The 19,749-nt window shown below is 73.0% G+C and carries 17 protein-coding genes and 1 pseudogene; 8 read left to right on the top strand and 10 right to left on the bottom strand.

Features of this window, described 5'->3' with window-relative positions; all coding sequences use genetic code 11:
* Positions 1-54 precede the first annotated feature (54 nt).
* Positions 55-2,085, bottom strand: a complete 2,031-nt coding sequence (locus AC0VYN_RS04545; RefSeq protein ID WP_475534878.1) for a thioredoxin domain-containing protein — start codon at positions 2,083-2,085, stop codon at positions 55-57.
* A gap of 209 nt (positions 2,086-2,294) precedes the next feature.
* Between AC0VYN_RS04545 and AC0VYN_RS04540 the strand changes: the two genes are divergently transcribed.
* Positions 2,295-5,504, top strand: coding sequence for an AAA family ATPase (locus AC0VYN_RS04540; protein WP_475534877.1), 3,210 nt, complete (start codon positions 2,295-2,297; stop codon positions 5,502-5,504).
* Positions 5,505-5,601: 97 nt separating this feature from the next.
* Here the strand turns inward: AC0VYN_RS04540 and AC0VYN_RS04535 are convergent, their stop codons facing one another.
* Together AC0VYN_RS04535 and mca are read right to left on the bottom strand one after the other, a co-directional pair.
* Positions 5,602-5,859, bottom strand: coding sequence for a hypothetical protein (locus AC0VYN_RS04535; RefSeq protein WP_475534876.1), 258 nt, complete (start codon positions 5,857-5,859; stop codon positions 5,602-5,604).
* Positions 5,852-6,733 carry a mycothiol conjugate amidase Mca gene (gene mca, locus AC0VYN_RS04530; protein ID WP_475534875.1) on the bottom strand — a complete coding sequence of 294 codons (882 nt, stop codon included), beginning with the start codon at positions 6,731-6,733 and terminating at the stop codon, positions 5,852-5,854. The genes AC0VYN_RS04535 and mca overlap by 8 nt, the downstream gene beginning before the upstream one ends.
* 218 nt (positions 6,734-6,951) lie before the next feature.
* On the opposite strand from mca, the gene AC0VYN_RS04525 reads away from it, so the two are divergent.
* Complete coding sequence (locus tag AC0VYN_RS04525) at positions 6,952-7,350, top strand: DUF4307 domain-containing protein (protein WP_475534874.1); 399 nt, start codon at positions 6,952-6,954, stop codon at positions 7,348-7,350.
* A 169-nt stretch (positions 7,351-7,519) separates the two neighbouring features.
* Positions 7,520-8,017 (top strand): transcription elongation factor GreA, encoded by a 498-nt coding sequence (greA, locus tag AC0VYN_RS04520; RefSeq protein WP_161167970.1) that lies wholly within the window; start codon positions 7,520-7,522, stop codon positions 8,015-8,017.
* A gap of 94 nt (positions 8,018-8,111) precedes the next feature.
* On the opposite strand, the gene AC0VYN_RS04515 is transcribed toward greA, so the two are convergent.
* From AC0VYN_RS04515 to ilvA, 3 genes are all read right to left on the bottom strand, one after another.
* Entirely contained in the window at positions 8,112-8,909 is a 798-nt protein-coding gene (locus AC0VYN_RS04515; RefSeq protein WP_385469669.1) for an ABC transporter permease, read from the bottom strand.
* Positions 8,910-8,914: 5 nt separating this feature from the next.
* Complete coding sequence (locus tag AC0VYN_RS04510; RefSeq protein WP_475534873.1) at positions 8,915-9,943, bottom strand: ATP-binding cassette domain-containing protein; 1,029 nt, start codon at positions 9,941-9,943, stop codon at positions 8,915-8,917.
* Between the two features lie 220 nt (positions 9,944-10,163).
* The gene (gene ilvA / locus AC0VYN_RS04505) at positions 10,164-11,393 is read right to left on the bottom strand and encodes a threonine ammonia-lyase (protein WP_475534872.1); all 1,230 of its coding nucleotides are present in this window, start codon (positions 11,391-11,393) and stop codon (positions 10,164-10,166) included.
* A 162-nt stretch (positions 11,394-11,555) separates the two neighbouring features.
* Between ilvA and AC0VYN_RS04500 the strand changes: the two genes are divergently transcribed.
* From AC0VYN_RS04500 to AC0VYN_RS04490, 3 genes are all read left to right on the top strand, one after another.
* On the top strand, positions 11,556-12,062 hold the full coding sequence (locus AC0VYN_RS04500) for a MarR family winged helix-turn-helix transcriptional regulator (RefSeq protein ID WP_475534871.1): 507 nt from the start codon (positions 11,556-11,558) through the stop codon (positions 12,060-12,062).
* Between the two features lie 192 nt (positions 12,063-12,254).
* On the top strand, positions 12,255-12,755 hold the full coding sequence (locus AC0VYN_RS04495) for a sigma factor-like helix-turn-helix DNA-binding protein (protein ID WP_475534870.1): 501 nt from the start codon (positions 12,255-12,257) through the stop codon (positions 12,753-12,755).
* 34 nt (positions 12,756-12,789) lie between these two features.
* A complete protein-coding gene (locus AC0VYN_RS04490) occupies positions 12,790-13,047 on the top strand; it encodes a hypothetical protein (RefSeq protein ID WP_385469652.1) in 258 nt (85 codons plus the stop codon).
* Positions 13,048-13,124: 77 nt separating this feature from the next.
* On the opposite strand, the gene AC0VYN_RS04485 is transcribed toward AC0VYN_RS04490, so the two are convergent.
* A complete protein-coding gene (locus AC0VYN_RS04485) occupies positions 13,125-14,279 on the bottom strand; it encodes a cystathionine gamma-synthase (protein WP_475534869.1) in 1,155 nt (384 codons plus the stop codon).
* A gap of 97 nt (positions 14,280-14,376) precedes the next feature.
* On the opposite strand from AC0VYN_RS04485, the gene AC0VYN_RS04480 reads away from it, so the two are divergent.
* On the top strand, positions 14,377-15,495 hold the full coding sequence (locus tag AC0VYN_RS04480; protein WP_475534868.1) for a hypothetical protein: 1,119 nt from the start codon (positions 14,377-14,379) through the stop codon (positions 15,493-15,495).
* A 52-nt stretch (positions 15,496-15,547) separates the two neighbouring features.
* Here the strand turns inward: AC0VYN_RS04480 and msrA are convergent, their stop codons facing one another.
* Both msrA and AC0VYN_RS04470 read right to left on the bottom strand, forming a co-directional pair.
* Positions 15,548-16,060, bottom strand: coding sequence for a peptide-methionine (S)-S-oxide reductase MsrA (gene msrA / locus AC0VYN_RS04475; RefSeq protein WP_385469658.1), 513 nt, complete (start codon positions 16,058-16,060; stop codon positions 15,548-15,550).
* A gap of 158 nt (positions 16,061-16,218) precedes the next feature.
* Positions 16,219-17,151 carry a LysR family transcriptional regulator gene (locus tag AC0VYN_RS04470; protein WP_475534867.1) on the bottom strand — a complete coding sequence of 311 codons (933 nt, stop codon included), beginning with the start codon at positions 17,149-17,151 and terminating at the stop codon, positions 16,219-16,221.
* A gap of 83 nt (positions 17,152-17,234) precedes the next feature.
* Here AC0VYN_RS04470 and AC0VYN_RS04465 point away from each other — a divergent pair, with 83 nt between their 5' ends.
* On the top strand, positions 17,235-18,521 hold the full coding sequence (locus AC0VYN_RS04465) for an MFS transporter (protein ID WP_475534866.1): 1,287 nt from the start codon (positions 17,235-17,237) through the stop codon (positions 18,519-18,521).
* A gap of 174 nt (positions 18,522-18,695) precedes the next feature.
* Here AC0VYN_RS04465 and AC0VYN_RS04460 read toward each other — a convergent pair.
* Positions 18,696-19,604 (bottom strand): annotated as a pseudogene (locus AC0VYN_RS04460) (NAD(P)-dependent alcohol dehydrogenase); the annotation flags it as partial.
* Between the last annotated feature and the right edge of the window lie 145 nt (positions 19,605-19,749).

Here is a 19,749-nt window from a genome sequence, read left to right as displayed (position 1 = left end):
GTTGTGAACAATTCGTCCACCGGTCCCGTCATGGTTGGTTCCGTGTCTGTCGTTTCAGCTGTTCAGTGCGGTCCGCAGGCGTTCCGGATCGGTCGTCGGCGCGTCGCAGGTGAAGTCGCGGCAGACGTACGCGGCCGGCGCGCCGCCCACCAGCGGGCGGCCGGCGAGCAGCGGGAACTCGTCGCTGCCCTCGGTGCCGACGGCGACCACCGCGCCCGGCGCCGTCCCCAGGAGCGCCGTGCGGTGCAGCCCCTGGGTGGCGCCGTCGCCCGGGTCCGGCCCGACGACGGCGACCTCGCGCGGCCCGTCGAGCAGGGCCTCGGCGGCGGCGAGGCCCCAGCCGACGAAGCGCGGGACGCGCGGGCCGAGCGCCTTCACCACCCCGAGGGCGTGCTCGGCCGCGGTGCGGTGGGGTTCGGAGCCGGTGTGGGCGGCGTAGGACAGCAGGGCGGCCGCGGCGGCGGTCCAGCCGGACGGCGTGGCGTTGTCGGTGGGGTCCTGAGGGCGGCGGATCAGCCGCTCGGCGTCGGCGGCGGTGTCGTAGAGGGAGCCGGAGTCGTCGGTGAAGCGGGTGAGGACGTGGTCGAGCAGCAGCCCGGCGAAGTCCAGCCAGACGCCCTCGCCGGTGACGGAGGCCAGCGCGAGGAAGCCCTCCGCGACGTCGGCGTAGTCCTCCAGCACCCCGGCGTTGGCGCCCGCCCGGCCGTCCTTGCTGGTGCGGAAGAGACGGGCGTGCTCGTCGAGGTGCAGCCGCACCAGCAGGTCGGCGGCGGCCACGGCGGCCTCGACCAGGTCCGGGCGCTCGAAGTAGGCCCCGGTCTCGGCGAGCGCGGCGATCGCCAGGCCGTTCCAGGCGGCGACCACCTTGTCGTCGCGGCCGGGGGCGGGACGCTCGGCGCGGGCGGACAGCAGCCGTTCCCGCACGGACGCGATCCGCTCCGCGTCGAACACGCCTTCCTGCTGGGGAAGTTGCAGCACGGAGGCGCCGTGCTCGAAGGTGCCCTCCTCGGTGACGCCGAAGTACTGGGCGGCGAGCGCGGCGTCCTCGGGCCCGAGGACCTCGGCGAGCTGTGCGGGCGTCCACACGTAGTACGCGCCCTCGACGTGCCGGCCCATCCCGTCGTCGCTGTCCGCGTCCAGCGCGGAGGCGAACCCGCCCTCGGCCGTGCGCAGTTCGCGGACCATGAAGTCGGCGGTCTCCAGCGCGACCCGCCGGGCGAGCGCCGACCCCGTGGCCCGCCACAGGTGGGCGTAGGCCCGGCAGAGCAGGGCGTTGTCGTACAGCATCTTCTCGAAGTGCGGCACCACCCAGTCCCGGTCCACGGAGTACCGGGCGAAACCGCCGCCGAGCTGGTCGTAGATCCCGCCGCGTGCCATGCGCTCGCAGGTGTCCTGCGCCATCTGCAGCGCGCCCTCGGCGCCGGTGCGGGCGTGGTGCCTCAGCAGGAACTCGATCACCATGGACGGCGGGAACTTCGGCGCCCCGCCGAATCCGCCGCGCTGTGCGTCGTACTCGCGGGTCAGCCCGAGCAGCGCCTGGCCGAGTTCGGCGTCGCCGGGCGCCTGCGCGTCGCCGTAGGAGATCTCCCGCCCGGCGAGGTCGCGCACGATCTTGCCGGCGACCTCGGTGACCTCGCCGCGCCGGTCCGTCCAGGCCTGCTGGACGCCCTGGAGCACCTGCCGGAAGGACGGCATGCCGTGGCGGGGCTCGGGCGGGTAGTACGTGCCGAAGTAGAAGGGCTCGGCGTCCGGGGTGAGGAAGACGGTCATGGGCCAGCCGCCGTGCCCGGTCGCCGCCTGCACCGCCTCCATGTAGACGGCGTCGACGTCGGGGCGCTCCTCGCGGTCGACCTTGACGCTGACGAAGTGCGAGTTGAGGAACTCGGCGGTGGGCCCGTCCTCGAACGACTCGTGCGCCATCACGTGGCACCAGTGGCAGCTGCTGTACCCGACGCTCAGCAGCACCGGCACGTCCCGCCTCCGCGCCTCGGCGAAAGCCTCGTCCGACCAGGGCCACCAGTCGACGGGGTTGTCGGCGTGCTGAAGCAGGTAGGGGGACGTCTCGTGCGCCAGTCGGTTCGGCATGGTGTCCATCCTGCCCCAGTACCCGCGTCCCGCCGGGCAGCACACCGCCGCGCCCGGCCGGTCCCTCCCCGGCATCCCCGCACCGCGGCACATTTGACCGGCGGGCAACCGGGGAAGGACCCGGGGGCGGGCCGGGAGGGTCCCGGCGATGCCTGGGGACACCAGCGGGACACACCAGCGGGACGCCATTGCCGCCGGAGGGGGACGGGATGCGGGACGGTCATCGGGTGGAGGCCGAGCGGCTGCTGACGCGGGCCGTGGAGGAGGAGGTGCGGCGCTCGGGCGGGCGCACCGACGGGAACGTGCTGCTGTCGCGGGCCCGCGGGGCCCTGGACGCGATGGCGGAGAAGGCCGCCGAGGAGTACGGGGCCTACACCCGCGCCCTGGACGAGGCATCGGCCGGGCAGCTCACCTTCCGGCAGCGCTACGCCCGGGACGGCGGCGGCACTCCGCTGCTGGTGGCCGCCGTGGCGGCGGTCGCCGCGGTCGTCGCCGACGTGGCGCTCGGCACCGGCACGGGCACCGCGGTCGGCGCGGGCGTGACCGTGGGCGTCGTCGGCGCGGCGGCGACCGTGGTCAAGGTGGCCGGGTCCCATGTGCCGGCCGCCCATCACCGCGCTGGTGCGGTGAGCCAGCCGGGCGGACCCGAGCAGCTCCGGCTCCAGTGGCTCACCGCGCTGGAGGTGCGCGGCATCCGGCCCTTCCTGGACCAGCAGCGGGTGACCTCCGCGTCCACCGGCCCGAAGAAGGCGGGGCCGAAGCTGCGGGGCGCCGACAAGAGCGCGGCGGCCCGGGGACGCAGTGTGCTGGAGCAGTCGTTCGCCCAGCTGCCGCGGCCCGAGGGCGCGTTCGCCGGGCGGCGGGAGGAGATGGCGCGGCTGCGGCAGTGGGTACGGGCGGCCCGCGCCGGCACGGAGACGATGCCGACGGTCGTGGTGCTGCACGGGGCGCCCGGCAGCGGCCGTACGACGCTCGCGGTGCGGGCCGCGCACGAGCTGCGGGACCATTTCCGCGGGGCGTGCGTGGTCGACCTGCGCGGGGACGGCACCTCGCCGGGGGGCGAGTCGCCGGTGACCACCCGGGACGCCCTGCTGCATCTGCTGAACCGGCTCGGGGCGCCACGCGAGCAACTGCTCTTCCGGGAACGGTCCTCGGCCGACCAGCAGGTCAAGCGGCTGAGCGAGCTGTACCACCAGCATCTGGCGGGCGTGCCGGTCACCGTCGTCCTGGACGACGCCTCGGACCCCGAGCAGGTGCGCGCGCTGGTGCCCGAGCGGTCGGACAGCCTGGTGCTGGTCACCGCGCGCGAGGCGCTGACGCTGCCGCCGGACCTGCCCGCGCGGGTGTTCGACCTGCCGGTGGAACCGCTGGACGCGGCCGGCGCGGAGGAGCTGCTCGGCGCCGCCGCCGAGGACGCTTCGGGGCCGTACGACGCCGAGTCCGCCGAGCGGATCCGGCAGCTGTGCGGCGGGCTGCCGCTGGCGCTGCGCGTCGCGGGCTCGTCGCTGGGCCCGCGCTCGCTGCGCCGGCTGGCCGCCGACCTGGGCGCGTACGGCCCGGTCGAGCCGGTCGAGCGGGCCCTGTGGCTGCGCTACACCGACCAGCGGGAGCCGGCCCGGCGGCTGCTGCGGCGGCTGGCGCTGGCCGGGCGGACCTCGCTGGGTACCGCCGCTGCCGCCGCGCTGCTGGCCACCGACGAGACGGAGGCGGCGCGGCAGCTGGCGGCCCTGTCGGACGCGGGGCTGCTCGACCACGTCCGGGGCAGCCGCTACCGGCTGCACGACGTGGTGCGGGCCTTCGCCGGGGCCCGCCTGCGCGACGAGGAGGAGCCGGCGGAGATCGCGGCCGCTCAGGAACGGCTGATCGCCAACTACGCCGAGCTGGCCGACTCGGTGCTGCGCCTGGTGGACGGCAACATGTCGACCCGCTCGGACCGGTTCGGGCAGCACGGCTTCACGTCCCTGGACGAGGCGCTGCGCTGGCTGGACGACGAGTCGAGCTTCATCACGGCGGCCCTGCGGCACGCGGAGGGCGTCGACCAGGGCACGGTGCTGAACCTGCTGGGCGCGCTGTGCGACTACTGCCTGCTGCGCGGCGACCTGTACCGGCTGGGCGAGATCAGCGAGCTGGCGCAGTCCGTGGACCAGGGGCTGCTGGTGCGCTCCGTGCAGTGGCGCACCGGTATCGCGGCCCGGCAGCTCGGCGAGCTGGACAAGGCGCGGACCACGCTCACCTCGGTCGTCGACCTGTACCTGGAGGCCCACCACGACGCGGGGGCGGCGCGCGCCCTGTGCTCGCTCGGGATCACGCTGCACCACCAGGGCAGTCTGACCGAGGCGGCTGCGAAGCTGCGGGAGGCGCTGGACCTCCAGGCCTCACCGGAGCTGGCCACGGACCGGGCGTGGACCCTGCACGCGCTGGCGGCCGTGCAGCGGGACCGGGCGCGGCTGGCGGAGGCCATGGACCTGCTCACCGAGTCGCTGGTGCTGCACCGTGCGGGCGAGTCGGTGCACGGCCAGGCGTGGGCCCACTTCCAGCTCGGCCAGCTGCGGCTGCGGATGGGCGATCCGGTGCGGGCGGAGTCGGAGCTGCGGGCGGCCCTGGAGCTGTACGGCCGCACCCAGGACGCCCGCGGCGAGGCCTGGGCGCTGACCCAGCTCGCGCGGACCCGGCTGATGGACGGCGACGCCTCGGAGGCGGCCGAGGAGCTGAGGCGGGCGGCGGCCCGCCACCGCGAGAACGAGGACGCGCGCGGCGAGGCGTGGAGCGTCTACTACCTGGGGCAGGCCCTCGAGGAGACGGGCGCCCTCGACCGGGCGGTCCGTGAGCTGGAGCGCTCCCGCACGATGTTCTCGCGGATGCGGGACGTGTACGGCCTGGCCTGCGCCCGGCACCATTCGGCGCGGGTGACCCGCGACCAGCGGGCCGCCCAGACCGGCTCGCTGCGCAACTCCGGCTTCGCCCGGCAGCTCCTGGTCGACGCGCGCGCCGACTTCCAGCGCATCGGGGTCGGCCACGGGGAGGCGTGGACGTGCCTGGAGCTGGCCGTCGTGGACGCCGGCAACGCCCGTACGCCGCAGGCGCTGGCCCTGTGCGACGAGGCGGCGGCGCTGTTCGCGGCGTACGGCGACCGGCGCGGGGAGGACTGGGCCCGCTTCCTGCGCTGCACGCTGCTGCCGTACGCCGCCCCCGGCGGGGTGGAGGTCGGTACGGCGGTGGCGCAGGAGGAGCTGGCGCAGCTGTCCCGCGCCCGGCACCCGGCACGCGACTCGAAGCTGGACGACTACATGGAGGCGTACCAGCTGCTGCTGGAGCGGGGGGTGCGGCTGGAGGCGGGCTGGCAGGCCTGGGGCCTCGGCATGGTCCCGGACCGGCACGCGCGCGAGGTGATGGGCGTGGCGGTGACCGCGGGCAGCTGACCCGTGGGGCAGCGGCCCCCGCAGGTCACCGGGCCGGGGCGGCAGGGCTGCCGCCCGGCCCGGCGCGCGGAGGCGCGGGGCCGGTCCGTGTCCGGGGTCAGCCCTGCTGCGGCTCGGCCCGGCCGGAGGACGTGCCCGTCCCGCCGGAGGCATCGGCTTCCGGGTCCTGGGACTCCTTGAAGTCGACCCTGCCCATGTGCCGGTTCATGGACTTCATCAGACCCCACACCGCCAGGGCCATCACCGCGAAGACGATGAAGCCGAGGACGCCGGGGGTGACCTTGTCCTCGTCGATCTCGGCGAGAGTGACGAGGTGCGTCATTGCCAGGCTTGCGCTTGCGCTCATGTCAGGCATTGTCCCGGATGCCCGCGAAGAGGTCGTCCTCGGGGAGGGAAGTGTCCACGAGGGACTTCGCGAGCTCGTACTCCTCGGTGGGCCAGACCTCCTTCTGGATCTCCATCGGCACCCGGAACCAGCCGCCGTCCGGGTCGATCTGCGTGGCGTGGGCGATCAGCGCCCGGTCGCGGATCTCGAAGAAGTCGGCGCAGGGCACGTGCGTGGTGAGCGTGCGCTCCTTGCGCTCGAACTCCGACCAGCGCTTGAGCCAGTCCCCGTACGGCGATTCCAGGCCGCGCTCCAGCAGCGCGTTGTGCAGCGCCTCGGTGCGGGGGCGGTTGAAGCCCTGGTTGTAGTACACCTTCAGCGGCCGGTACGCCGTCCCGTACTCGCTCTCCGGGTACTTCTCGGTGTCGGCCGCGCCCTCGAAGGCCACCATCGTGATCTTGTGGGTCATGATGTGGTCGGGGTGCGGGTAGCCGCCGTTCTCGTCGTAGGTGGTGATCACCTGGGGGCGGAAGGAGCGGATCTTCCGCACCAGCTCGCCGGCCGCCTTGTCGACGTCCTCCAGGGCGAAGCAGCCCTCCGGCAGCGGCGGCAGCGGGTCGCCCTCGGGCAGGCCGGAGTCGACGAAGCCGAGCCACTCCTGCTTGACGCCCAGGATCTCCCGCGCCCGGTCCATCTCCTTCTTGCGCACCTCGTGGATGTTCTCCTCGATGTACGGATCGCCCTGCAGCTTGGGGTTGAGGATGGAGCCGCGCTCTCCGCCCGTGCAGGTCACCACCAGCACGTCCACCCCTTCGGACACGTACTTCGCCATGGTGGCCGCGCCCTTGCTCGACTCGTCGTCGGGGTGGGCGTGGACGGCCATCAGTCGCAGCTGGTCAGTCAAGACTCGTTCCTCGGTCAGTCGGCGCCCGATGTGCGGTGGCGCGATCCAATGAGTGCCGCCCCGTGGGGGCGTCGTCGTTCAGGGGCGGCGGTCGGGTGGCGGGTGGAAGGCTTCTATAGTGACCGAATCGGGGGGCGAATAATTCCGTGGCCCGGGAACAACGCGGTCCGGGGCCCCTTTCGGGACCACATTCTCCCGCTCCTGCCGAGAGGACGATCATGAGCACGGCGACCACGAAAGCGCCCGAGGGCCGATACGGCCGCTCCTCGGACGAACGGTCCGACCGCACCCTCAGGATCGTCGGCGCCGTGCTCGGCGGCGTGCTGCTCGTGGTGATCGGCTGGTTCGGCTACCACTACGTCGGCCAGAACAAGATCAGCGCCGAGGTGATCAGCTTCGACATCACCGACAAGGCCGTACAGGTGCACCTCGAGGTCCGCAAGGACGCCGGGGCCGCGGGTTACTGCACGCTGCGCTCGCAGGCGGAGAACGGCGACGAGGTCGGCCGGGCCGACTTCCGCTTCGACGGGGACGCCACGCGCATCGACGAGGTCGTCACGCTGCGTACGAAGGCCCGCGGTACGTCGGCCGAGCTCCTCGGCTGCCACGCGGAGTGACCCCGCCGGGATTCCCTCCGCGCTGACCTGCGCCGACGGGAATCTGGTGGCTTATGTCCTCCCCCTTTGCCCGCTGAATTGTTAGGCTCGTGGTTTCGCCCTTCCGTGGAGGAACATCCTTCTGGGTAGGGCGGTTCTTTGTATTTCCCAGTACCGACGAGGAGCACCTGTGACCCAGACCAGCGAGAACGTCACCTGGCTGACCCAGGAGGCGTACAACAAGCTCAAGGAGGAGCTTGCGTACCTTACTGGTCCCGCGCGCACCGAGATCTCTGCCAAGATCGCCGCGGCGCGCGAGGAGGGGGACCTGCGCGAGAACGGCGGGTACCACGCGGCCAAGGAGGAGCAGGGCAAGCAGGAGCTCCGCGTGCGCCAGCTGACCCAGCTCCTCGAGAGCGCCAAGGTGGGCGAGGCCCCCGCCGCGGACGGCGTGGTGGCCCCCGGCATGGTCGTCACGATCGCCTTCGACGGCGACGAGGACGACACGCTGACCTTCCTGCTCGCCTCGCGCGAGTACGCGAGCTCGGACATCGAGACCTATTCGCCGCAGTCCCCCCTGGGCTCCGGCGTCAACGGCCACAAGGTCGGCGAGGACGCGGAGTACGAACTGCCCAACGGCAAGTCGGCCTCCGTGAAGATCCTCAAGGCCGAGCCCTACAACGGCTGACCCCGGCGGCAGGCCGGTGCCTCCGGCCCGCCGCCCCCGTCCTGACGAGCCCCCGGCGTCCTCGTGACGCCGGGGGCCGCGTCGTCCCGGGGGGTCAGCCGTCGGCCGAGCGGTACTTGCGCACCGCCAGCGACCGGAAGACCGCGACGATCAGGACCGACCAGATGACCGAGGCCCAGACGGGATGCTGCATGGGCCAGGCGTCGGACTGCACGACGCCCGGATTGCCGAACAGCTCCCGGCAGGCCTGCACCGTGGCGCTGAACGGGTTCCATTCGGCGATGTGCCGCAGCCAGGGGGTCATCTGACCGGAGTCCACGAAGGCGTTCGACACGAACGTCACGGGGAACAGCCAGATGATCCCTCCGGAGGTCGCCGCCTCGGGAGTCCGCACGGACAGGCCGATCAGCGCTCCGATCCAGGTGAAGGCGTATCCGAGGAGAAGCAGCAGGCCGAAGCCGGCCAGGATCTCCCCGGCACTGGTCGGCGCCGCGGATCCGGTGCGCCACCCCACGATCAGCGCGACGATCGCGAGGACGAGCAGCGTGATCGCCGTCTGCACCAGGTCGGCGACCGTGCGGCCGGTCAGCACCGCGCCGCGGGCCATCGGCAGGGAGCGGAAGCGGTCGACCAGCCCCTTCTGCATGTCGTCGGCGATGCCCGCGGCCGAGCCGGCGGTGGCGAAGGTGACGGTCTGCGCGAAGATGCCCGCCATCAGGAAGTCCTTGTAGACATCCGGGTCGGTGGTGTTCCCGATCTGCATCGAACCGCCGAAGACGTACGTGAAGAGGATCACGAACATCACCGGCTGGATGACCCCGAACAGGACCATCTCGGGGATCCGGGTCATCCGGATCAGGTTTCTGCGGGCAATGACCAGGGAGTCGGCCATCATGCTCACTTGGTGACCTCCTTCTCCTGCGGGTGACCGGTGTCCTCCGGCCGGCGACCGGCCCCCTCCGCCGGGTCGTCCGTCTCGTCGTCCGCTTCGGCCGCGTGGCCGGTGAGGGAGAGGAAGACGTCGTCGAGGGTGGGGCGGCGCAGGCCGATGTCGTCGATCTCGATGCCGCGGGAGTCGAGTTCTCGGATGACCTCGGCGAGCAGCTTGGCGCCGCCGGTCACGGGGACGGTGAGCTTGCGCATGTGTTCCTCGACCGTGGTGTCGCCCTTGCCGAAGCCGCGCAGCACCTCCGACGCGACCGGGATGTGCTCGCGCTCGTGCACGACCAGTTCGACGCGCTCGCCGCCGGTGCGGGCCTTGAGCTGGTCGGAGGTGCCCTTGGCGATGACCCGGCCGCGGTCGACCACCGCGATCTCGTGCGCGAGGTGGTCGGCCTCCTCCAGGTACTGGGTGGTCAGCAGCAGGGTGGTGCCGCCGGAGACGAGCTGCTTGATGACGTCCCAGAGCTGCTGGCGGTTGCGCGGGTCCAGGCCCGTCGTCGGCTCGTCCATGAACATCACGGGCGGCGAGACGACCAGGGCCGCCGCGAGGTCGAGGCGGCGGCGCATGCCTCCCGAGTAGGTCTTCGTGGGCCGGTCGGCGGCGTCCGCGAGGTGGAACTGCTCCAGCAGCTCGGTCGCCCGGCGCTTCGCCTCCCTGGACCGCATCTGGTAGAGCTGACCGACCATCTGCAGGTTCTCCCGGCCGGTCAGGTATTCGTCGACCGCGGCGAACTGGCCGGAGAGGCCGATCGAGCGGCGTACCGCGTCGGGCTGCCTGAGCACGTCGAGGCCGGCGACCACGGCCTTGCCGCTGTCGGGCCGCAGCAGGGTGGTCAGGCAGCGGACGGTGGTGGTCTTGCCCGCGCCGTTCGGCCCGAGCAGGCCCAGGACCGTGCCCTCGGGGACCTCGAGGTCGACGCCGTCCAGAGCCTTTACGTCACCGAAGGTCTTCACCAGGCCTTCGGCATGGATGGCGCCTGGCATATGAGTCTCCACGTCGTCGGGGATTCTTCGGAAAGCCTAGGATCGTGCGATTTCTTCTGCTTGTTCTTCTGCTTCTTCCGCTCGCTCTCCGCCGGTTTCCGATTCCTCGGCAGGCGTGGTCGAGCGACACGGACACACACTAACGCGATGTATCGCGTCGCACCACGGGATTCCCCGAACGAGTGACCGGGGGGCGGCCGGAAAGCGAGCCGGCCGCCGGTCAGCCGATGACCGGGTAACCCGCGTCCCGGAGCGCCCGGCCGACCTCGGCGCAGTGCTCGGGACCCTTGGTCTCCAGGTGCAGCTCGACCTCCGCCTCCGTCAGCCCGAGCCGCGGGTCGGTCCGGACGTGGCTCACGTCCAGCACGTTGGCGTCCGCCGCCGACAGCACCCCGAGAAGCGTCGCGAGGGCACCCGGCCGGTCCGTCAGCCGCAGCCGGACCGCCAGGTAGCGGCCCTGCGCGGCCATGCCGTGCCGCAGCACGCCCTGCATCAGCACCGGGTCCACGTTGCCCCCGGACAGCACCGCCACCACCGGCCCCTCGAAGGCACCGGGGTCGCTCATCAGGGCCGCCACCGGGCTCGCCCCGGCCGGCTCCACGACCAGCTTGGCCCGCTCCAGGCACAGCAGCAGCGCGGCCGACAGCTCGTCCTCGGAGACCGTGCGGACCTCGTCCACCAGGTCGCCGACGATCCCGAACGGCACGTCACCTGGCCGCCCCACCTTGATGCCGTCGGCCATCGTCACCGGGTTCTCGACGGCCACCGGCCGCCCCGCGGCCAGCGACGGCGGATACGCCGCCGCGCCCTCCGCCTGCACGCCCACGATCCGCACGTCCGGCCGGATCCCCTTCACCGCGACCGCCGTCCCGGCCACCAGCCCGCCCCCGCCGATGCCGACCACCACGGTCCGCACCTCGGGGCACTGCTCCAGGATCTCCAGCCCGACCGTCCCCTGACCCGCGATGACGTCGGGGTGGTCGAAGGGGTGGATGAACACCGCGCCGGTGCGCTCCGCGTACTCCTGGGCGGCGGCCAGCGTCTCGTCGACCACCTGCCCGTGCAGGCGCACCTCGGCGCCGTAGTCGCGGGTGGCGCTGATCTTCGGCAGCGGGGCGCCCTTGGGCATGAACACCGTCGACCGCACGCCGAGCAGCGCCGACGCCAGGGCGACGCCCTGCGCGTGGTTGCCCGCGCTGGCCGCGACGACTCCGGCGGCCCGCTCCTCGGGCAGCAGCCCGGCGATCCTGACGTAGGCGCCGCGCAGCTTGAACGAACCCGTCCGCTGGAGGTTCTCGCACTTGAGGTGCACCGGCGCCCCGACCAGCTGCGACAGGTACCGGCTGCCCTCCATCGCCGTCACCCGCGCCACGCCCGAGAGCATCTTCTGGGCTCCGCGCACGTCGTCGAGGGTGACGGAGCGGACAGCGGCGGCCGTGCGGTAGCTCATGCCCCCAGCATCGCAGTTCGCCGGCCGGCGCGACCGTTGTGACCAACCTCCGAGACCCGCTTTGCGCAGCGCCGGTACGTCTCGCCACCCGGCCGCGTACCCTGTCCCCCAATTAGCAGCCCTCCACGAAGTGAGCCCCCGGCCATGCCCACAACACCTGAAATGTCGATGGACATGACGACCGCCGGTGACACCGGTCTTCTCGAGACGCTCCAGCACGAGGTGGCGCTCTTCGCCCGCCGCGCGGAACAGACCCGGCTCGGCGGGGTCGGGCAGATCCGCAATTCGATGGACCGCGCCGCCTACCTGCTCCTCAACCGCCTCGACAAAGAGGGCCCGATGGGGGTCAAGGCCCTCGCCGCGAGCATGGGGATCGACTCCTCGACGGTCACCCGGCAGGTGGCCCCGCTCGTCGACAACGGACTCGTCAAGCGGACCTCGCACCCCGAGGACGGACGCGCGGTGGTGCTCCAGCTCTCCCCGCGCGGCGTCGCGCGGCTGGATGAGGTGCGGACCTCGCGGCGTCAGCTGATGGCCGAGCTGACCCACGACTGGGCGCCGGGGGAGCGCGAGGCGTTCTGCACGCTCCTCACCCGTTTCAACACCGCCCTGTCCGCCCGTACGTCGCCGCAGAGCGCCGGGGGCCAGGAGTCGTCGCCGGCCTCCTGAGCCGCCCGTCCCGGCTCGCCGGGATCCCCGGGGGCTCCCCCGGGCTCTACCCGGCTTTCCCGGCCCGAGGGCGCCGCACTCTTGACCGCCGGGCCGGCCCTGGCCTGATATGAGACCGGGCCCTCGGCGTGCGCGGCGGGGTCCCCCTCCTCACGGAGGCCACGGGGTGTCGCCCATCGGTCGGGAGGCGCGGTGCGGGAACGGCATGCGGTGCGGGACGCCCGGCGGGCCCGGGAGTTCGAGGCGTTCGTCGCGGGCGCGGCGGGCCGGCTGCTGCACGTCGCCACCCTGCTCACGGCGGAGCCGCCGGACGGCAGTCCGCGCGCGCGGCGCCTGCTGACGCTGTCCCTGGCCCACACGTACGCGTGCTGGGACGGGCTGCGTGGCGAGGACCCCTACGACCACGCCCGCCGGCACCTGGCCACGCGCTTCGCCCGCGAGGCCTGGCACCGCCACGGCGGTGTCCTCGGCCCGGCCCGCCATCGCCCCGCCGGCGCCCTCGGCGGGCTGACCCCGCAGGAGCGCCTGGTGCTGGTGCTCGGGCTGTCCGAGGGGGTCGCCGCGGAACAGGTGGCGGCGCTGCTGGCCCTGCCGGTGGAACGGGTGCGGACGGTGCACGACCGGGCGATGGCCGCCCTGCTGCACCCGCGGCCGGAGCCCGCCCGCCGGGTGGCGAGGGCGGCGGCACCGTGACCGGCACGGGCGCGCGGGACACCGGGGGGCGGCGGTGAACCGGCTCGAACGGGAGGCCACCGCACGGCGGATCATGGAGCAGTCGCCGCCGCGGGTACCGCCGGAGCTGTACGCGGACGTCGTGCGCCGCGGGAGCCGGATGCTGCGGCGCAGGACCGCCGCCCGCCGGCTGATGTGGCTGGTGCTGTGCGCCGCGGCCGTGGCGTTCACGGTGTGGGCGCTGACCGCCCGGCCGTGGGTGGAGCCGCCGTCGCGGACGACTCCACCGGTGACCGGCTGGGAGGGCTGGTGAGCCCGGCGTCCCAGGCCCTGTCGTCGAACTCCCGTCGCCCGCCCTCCGGGCGAACGACGGGAGTTCGACGACAGGACCTAGCCGAGCGCCTGCTGGAGGTCCTCCAGCAGGTCGTCGGCGTTCTCGATGCCGACCGAGAGGCGCACCAGGTCGGCGGGCACCTCGAGGGCCGAACCGGCCGCGGAGGCGTGCGTCATCCGGCCGGGGTGCTCGATCAGCGACTCGACGCCGCCCAGGGACTCGCCCAGCGTGAACACCTGCGCGCGGTTGCAGACCTCGACGGCCGCCTCCTCGCCGCCCTCGACGCGGAAGGAGACCATGCCGCCGAACGCCTTCATCTGCTTGGCGGCGACCTCGTGCCCGGGGTGGTCCGGCAGCCCCGGGTACAGCACGCTCGTCACCCGCGGGTGCCGGGTGAGCATCTCGGCGACCCGGCCGGCGTTCTCGCTGTGCCGGTCCATGCGGACCGCGAGCGTCTTGGTGCCGCGCAGCACCAGCCAGGAGTCGAAGGGGCCGGCGACGGCGCCCATCGCGTTCTGGTGGAAGGCCAGCTCCTCGCCGAGCTCCTGGTCGTTCACGATCAGCGCGCCGCCGACGACGTCCGAGTGGCCGCCCATGTACTTGGTCAGGGAGTGCACGACGACGTCCGCGCCGAGCGCCAGCGGCTGCTGGAGGTACGGCGTGGCGAAGGTGTTGTCGACGACGAGCCGGGCCCCGGCCTCCCGGGCGACCTGCGCGACGGCCGCGACGTCGGTGATGCCGAGCAGCGGGTTGGACGGCGTCTCCACCCACACCGCCTTGGTCTTCGGCGTGAGGGCGGCCCGCACGGCGGCGGGGTCGCCGCTGTCGGCCACCGACCACTCCACGCCCCACCGGGTGGCGACCTTGGCGAAGAGCCGGAAGGTGCCGCCGTAGGCGTCGTTGGGGATGACGACGTGGTCGCCGGGGCGCAGCAGCGTACGCAACAGGCAGTCCTCGGCCGCCAGTCCGGACGCGAACGCGAGGCCGCGGCGGCCGCCCTCCAGGGCGGCGAGGTTCTCCTCCAGCGCCGTCCGGGTCGGGTTGGCGCTGCGGCTGTACTCGTAGCCGCCGCGCAGGCCGCCGACGCCGTCCTGCTTGTAGGTCGACACCTGGTAGATCGGCGGAACCACCGCTCCGGTGAGGGGATCGGCGGTGTTGCCCGCGTGAATCGCGAGCGTCTCGAAGTGCTGACTGATGTGCCTGTCGCTCATGGGCACCGAGAGTAGTGCCGCGGACGGCTCCGTGCGCTTCTCATCGGCACCCGGTGCAGGTTGGCCAAGTGCCGGGGGCGTCTGGTTCGCTGGTGGCATGGAGATTCTCTGGGTCCTGATCGCCCTGGTCATGCTGGGCTTCGTGCTGCTTCCCGTGCTGCGGCGCCGGCGGAGCGCGGTCGGGCTGGTCCCGCCCGGCCACCCGGACGCCGCGGACCCCGCGAACTACGGCTTCGCCCGCGAGGAGGAGCTGGACGTCCGCATGCCGGGTCCCGACCAGGACCTGCTGGACGTGCTGGACCTGGTCCAGCGCACCCAGGACTACCGCGCCGCACAGCAGTTGCTCGCCGGCACCGAGGCCGAGGGCGAGCGCCGCTGGCAGCGCGTGCAGGCCTTCGCGGGCGCCGCGTCGCTGGAGCTCCAGCAGCGGCCCGGCGGGGTCGACGCGGTGCCGGGCGGGCAGTGGCTGCGGGTGTGGCGGGCGGAGGCCCCCAAGGACGCGGGCGGTGCGGCCGTGCACGCCGAGTTCCTGGTGCAGCAGGCGTGGCGGACGGCGACGCCTGGCACGGACGAGTTCCGGATCATCATGGAGGAGGCGAAGGCGGCGTGCGGTGAGGCGGCGCTGCTGGCCCCCGGTGACCCGGTTCCGTACATCGTGGAGCTGTCGGTGGCGCGCGGTCTGGCCTATCCGCGCGAGGAGTTCGAGCAGCTGTGGCTGAAGATCCTGGACCGCGCCCCGGCCCACATGGGGGCGCACCTGGCGGCCCTGCCCTACTGGTGCGAGAAGTGGCACGGTTCGCGCGAGCTGGCGTACTCGTTCGCGGAGGCCGCGGCGGCCCGCGCGCCGCAGGGGTCGATGCTGGCCGCGATGCCGCTCTTCGCGGTCTTCGAGCACCTGCCCGAGGTCAATCTGGTCAGCGGCTTCTACCGGAGCGAGGTCGTCACCAGGGCGGTCCACGGCGCCCTGCACGCGGTCCACTCGGCGCGCCCGGACGATCCGACGCAGGCGCACGTCCGCCATCTGCTGGTGTTCTTCCTGGTGCGCGGCGAGCGCTGGGCGGAGGCCATGAACCAGCTGATGGTGATCGACGGCCACGTCGGCGCGCTGCCCTGGACCCTGTCGCCCGACCCGGCGGCGGAGTTCGCGGTCTACCGTGCCCTGGCGGTGGCGGGCTACGAGGCGAACGGCGGCAGCCCGGCGACGCTGCCCCACTGAGCGGTGCCCGTGAGGACGGCCCGGCCGGGCTTCCGGCCGGGCCGTCGCGTGCTCAGCCCTCCGTGCGGGCGGGGAGCCGCCAGCCGGGGCGCGGGAAGTGGCAGGTGTAGCCGTCGGGGTAACGCTGCAGGTAGTCCTGGTGCTCGGGCTCGGCCTCCCAGAAGGGGCCGACCGGCTCCACCTCGGTGACGACCTTGCCGGGCCACAGCCCGGAGGCGTCCACATCGGCGATCGTGTCCTCGGCGATCCGCTTCTGCTCGTCGTCGACGTAGTAGATCGCCGAGCGGTAGCTCATGCCGATGTCGTTGCCCTGGCGGTTCCTGGTGCTCGGGTCGTGGATCTGGAAGAAGAACTCCAGGAGCGCCCGGTAGTCGGTCTGCTCGGGGTCGTAGAGGATCTCGATGGCCTCCGCGTGAGTGCCGTGGTCGCGGTACGTCGCGTTCGGCACGTCACCCCCGGTGTAGCCGACCCGGGTCGCCGTCACCCCCGGCAGGCGGCGGATCAGCTCCTCCATCCCCCAGAAGCATCCGCCCGCCAGCACGGCCCTCTGCGTCTGCGCAGCCATTGCGGCCCTCCAAAATCGTCAGTCCGGTAGGTCGGGCTGCTCGGCTCGCACACCACCGGCATTTGTTGCCCGCCTCCCTCAACGCGTGAGGGTTCCCGCCGATTCCATGCCCGGCCGGTAGTGCCCGGTCTCCCCCGCCGGACCCGCTCCCCGCCCGCTCACCGGGCCGGCGCCCAGGACGGGCGCCAGGACGGCCCGGTGACCGGGGGCAGCGTGGCGAGGTGGTCGACGACCGCCCGGAGGCCGGGGTGCGGATTCGTCGCGGGGAGCATGAGGGCGAGCGGGTAGACGAGCGCCGGGCCGGCGATCGGGATGCGCCGCAGGTCGTGCTGGGCCGGCCAGAGGTACCGGTCGCGCGCGCCGACGAGGGTGGCGACGTCGGCGGAGTCCGCGAGCGTGTCGAGGAGGACCTCGTTGCCGAAGTTGGGGCCCGCCGCGTCGATGCGGAGGCCGAAGACCTCGGAGAGCTGGTCGTAGAAGTCCGACCACTCGCTCCGGGGCGCGATCCCGGGCACCCAAATCCGCAGTGAGCGCAGCTGGGACGGGGTGAGGGTGCGCGCGGAGGCGAGCGGGTGCCGGGGGCCGACGAGGAGTTCCAGCGGGGAGTCGAAGGCGTGGATCATCCGCACGTCGGGCGGCAGCGTGGCCGGGTCGGTGACGCTGCGGAAGGCGGCGTCGATCTCGCCCGCCCGGACGGCGGCGGCAGCCACCTGGGGGTCGTTGACCCTGAGGGTCACCACGTCGAGGTCGGTCCCGGGGTGCGAACGCCAGTAGTCGTGCAGGACGACGGCCTGCGCGCTGCGCAGGCCCAGCACGTCGATCCGCAGGGCCCGCGAGCCCGGCCGGACCGCGGCGACGGCACGGTCGGCGCCCGCGACGATGGTCCGCGCGTGCGGGAGGAGCGCCTGGCCGTCCAGCGTCGGTTCGACCCCGCGGGCGGTCCGGGTGAACAGGCGGGCGCCCAGCTCGCGCTCCAGCGCGGCGATCCGCTTGGAGACGGCCTGCTGGGTCACGCCCAGCTCGTCGGCCGCGTGCTGGAGCTGTCCGAGCTCGGCCGCCCGGACGAACGATCGCACTGCTTCGGTGTCCATGGAGGCAGCCTATGTGCGCACAACCGGCGGTTGTGGCTGCCCGGAGGGCGGTTGTTTGATCCGGCGCTCCGGCGTCCGATGTGATGACCGGGCCCAAACATCGGTTGTTCCGGAGGAGTAGTGCGCGCGTGAGTACGGAGTCCGATCTCCGCCGGCTGTGGTCGGCCTACGCCGTCAGTACGTACGGCTCGTGGACGGCGTTCGGGGCGTTCCAGCTCATCGCGGTGCGCGTGCTGCACGCGTCGCCGTTCGCGGTCTCGCTGCTGGAGGCGGCCGGGCTCGCGGTCGCGGCGGTCGTCGCGTTCCCGCTCGGGCCGTGGGTCGAGCACCGGGCCAAGCGTCCGGTGATGGTCGCGACGGACCTGGTCCGGTTCGCCGCGATGGCGAGCGTCCCGGTCGCGTACTTCCTCGGCCTGCTGTCCTACGTCCAGCTGCTGGTCGTCTCGGTCGTCTCCGGGACCGCGGGCATCGCCTTCACCGCCGCGTCCGGCGCCTACCTTAAACACCTCGTCCGCGGCGACCGCCTCCTCGCCGCCAACGGGAGGTTCGAGGCCACCGCGTGGGCGGCGACCGCGGCCGGGCCGCCCCTCGGCGGCGCGCTCGTCGGGCTGCTCGGCCCGGTCGTCACGGTCCTGGCCGACTCCCTCAGCTATCTGCTGTCCGCGCTCGGCGTCCTGCGCATCCGCGGGGGCGACACCGCCACGCCGCGCGACCCGGCGACCCGGCCGGGCGCGGCCGGTCTCCTCGAGGGCGGGCGGTTCATCCTCCACGACACCGTCCTGCGCCGGCTGTTCCTCAACTCGGTCCTGGTCGGCGGCCTGATCATGGCCACCACCCCGCTCCTGGCCGTCCTCCTGCTGGGCCGGTACCACTTCCCGGCCTGGCAGTACGGACTCGCCTTCGGCGTCCCGGCGCTCGGCGGCTTCGTGGGCGCCCGCCTCTCGGCCCGTCTGGTGAAGCGTCACGGCCGGTACCGGGTGATGGCCGTCTTCGGATGGCTGCGGTCCCTCTTCCCCCTCGGTCTCGCGTTCGTGGGGCCGGGTGTACCCGGACTCCTCACCGTGATCGTCGTCGAGGGCCTGCTAATCACCTGCATGGGCGTCTTCAACCCGGTCAACGCCACCGAACGCCTCCAGCGGATCCCTCTGGACCGGGCGGCCCGGGTCCTCGGCACGTGGACCGTCGGCAGCAGGCTCGTACAGGCCGCCCTGATGCTGGTCTGGGGCGTCCTCGCCGGCCTCGTCGGCCCTCTCGCCGCGATCACGGTCGCCGGCGTCCTGCTGCTCGCCACCCCGTTGCTGCTGCCCCGGCGCGCGCACCTGTCCGGCCCGGCCCCGGCCACGCGGACCGGGGGCGTCCCGGCGGCCTGAGCCACCGGAACGCCCCCGGGACCGGGCGGTACGCGCCCCGCGTCAGATGGTGGCCGTGTCGATCACGAAGCGGTAGCGGACGTCGCTGGCCAGCACGCGCTCGTAGGCGTCGTTGATCTCGGCGGCGGCGATCAGCTCGATCTCGGCGCCGATGCCGTGCTCGGCGCAGAAGTCCAGCATCTCCTGGGTCTCGGCGATGCCGCCGATCATCGAGCCGGCGAGGGTCTTGTTGCCGCCGATGAGGGAGAAGAGGTTCAGCGAGATCGGCTCCTCGGGGGCGCCGACGTTCACGAGGGCGCCGCCCGTCTTCAGCAGGCCCAGGTAGGCGCCGAAGTCCAGGGGCGCGGAGACCGTGGACAGGATGACGTCGAAGGTGCCCGCCAGGTCCTGGAAGGTCTTCTCGTCACTGGTCGCGTAGTAGTGGTCCGCGCCCAGCTTCAGGCCGTCGTCCTTCTTGCGCAGGGACTGCGAGAGGACGGTGACCTCGGCGCCCATCGCGTGGGCGATCTTGACGCCCATGTGCCCGAGGCCGCCCAGGCCGACCACGGCGACCTTCTTGCCCGGGGCGGCGCCCCAGTGCTTGAGCGGGGAGTACGTGGTGATGCCCGCGCACAGCAGCGGCGCGGCCACGTCGAGCGGCAGTGCGTCGGGGATGCGGACGGTGAACGCCTCGGCGACGACGACCTTCTGCGCGTAGCCGCCGTAGGTGGGCTCACCGTCGTAGCCGACGGCGTTGTAGGTGCCGACGCTGCCCTTGAGGCAGTGCTGCTCCATTCCGGCCTTGCAGTTCTCGCACTCGCGGCAGGAGTCGACGAGGCAGCCGACGCCGACGCGGTCGCCGACCTCGAACTTGGTGACGCCGGAGCCGACCGCCTCGACGACGCCCGCGATCTCGTGGCCGGGGACCATCGGGAAGATGGCCTCGCCCCAGCCCTCGCGGGCCTGGTGGATGTCGGAGTGGCAGATGCCGGCGAACTTGATGTCGATCAGGACGTCGTGCTCGCCCACCTCGCGCCGCTCGATGGTGGTGCGCTCCAGCGGAGCCTTGGCGGCGGGGGCTGCGTATGCGGCGACAGTGGTCATGCCGGTGTCTCCGGGATTCTCGTGGAGGGGTGTTCGTTCTTCCACCCTGCCGTGCCCGCCGGACGCCACCCAGACCACGGTTCTGCCTACGTCCAGTGTTCCTACCACCAGCGGGGACAGCCTTCTGTGCGTACGACCGGGAATA

This window comes from Streptomyces sp. 63XJN7_1_ISO-PGPR-S23-121, from assembly GCF_056173025.1.
This window is presented reverse-complemented; position numbering and strand designations above follow the sequence as displayed.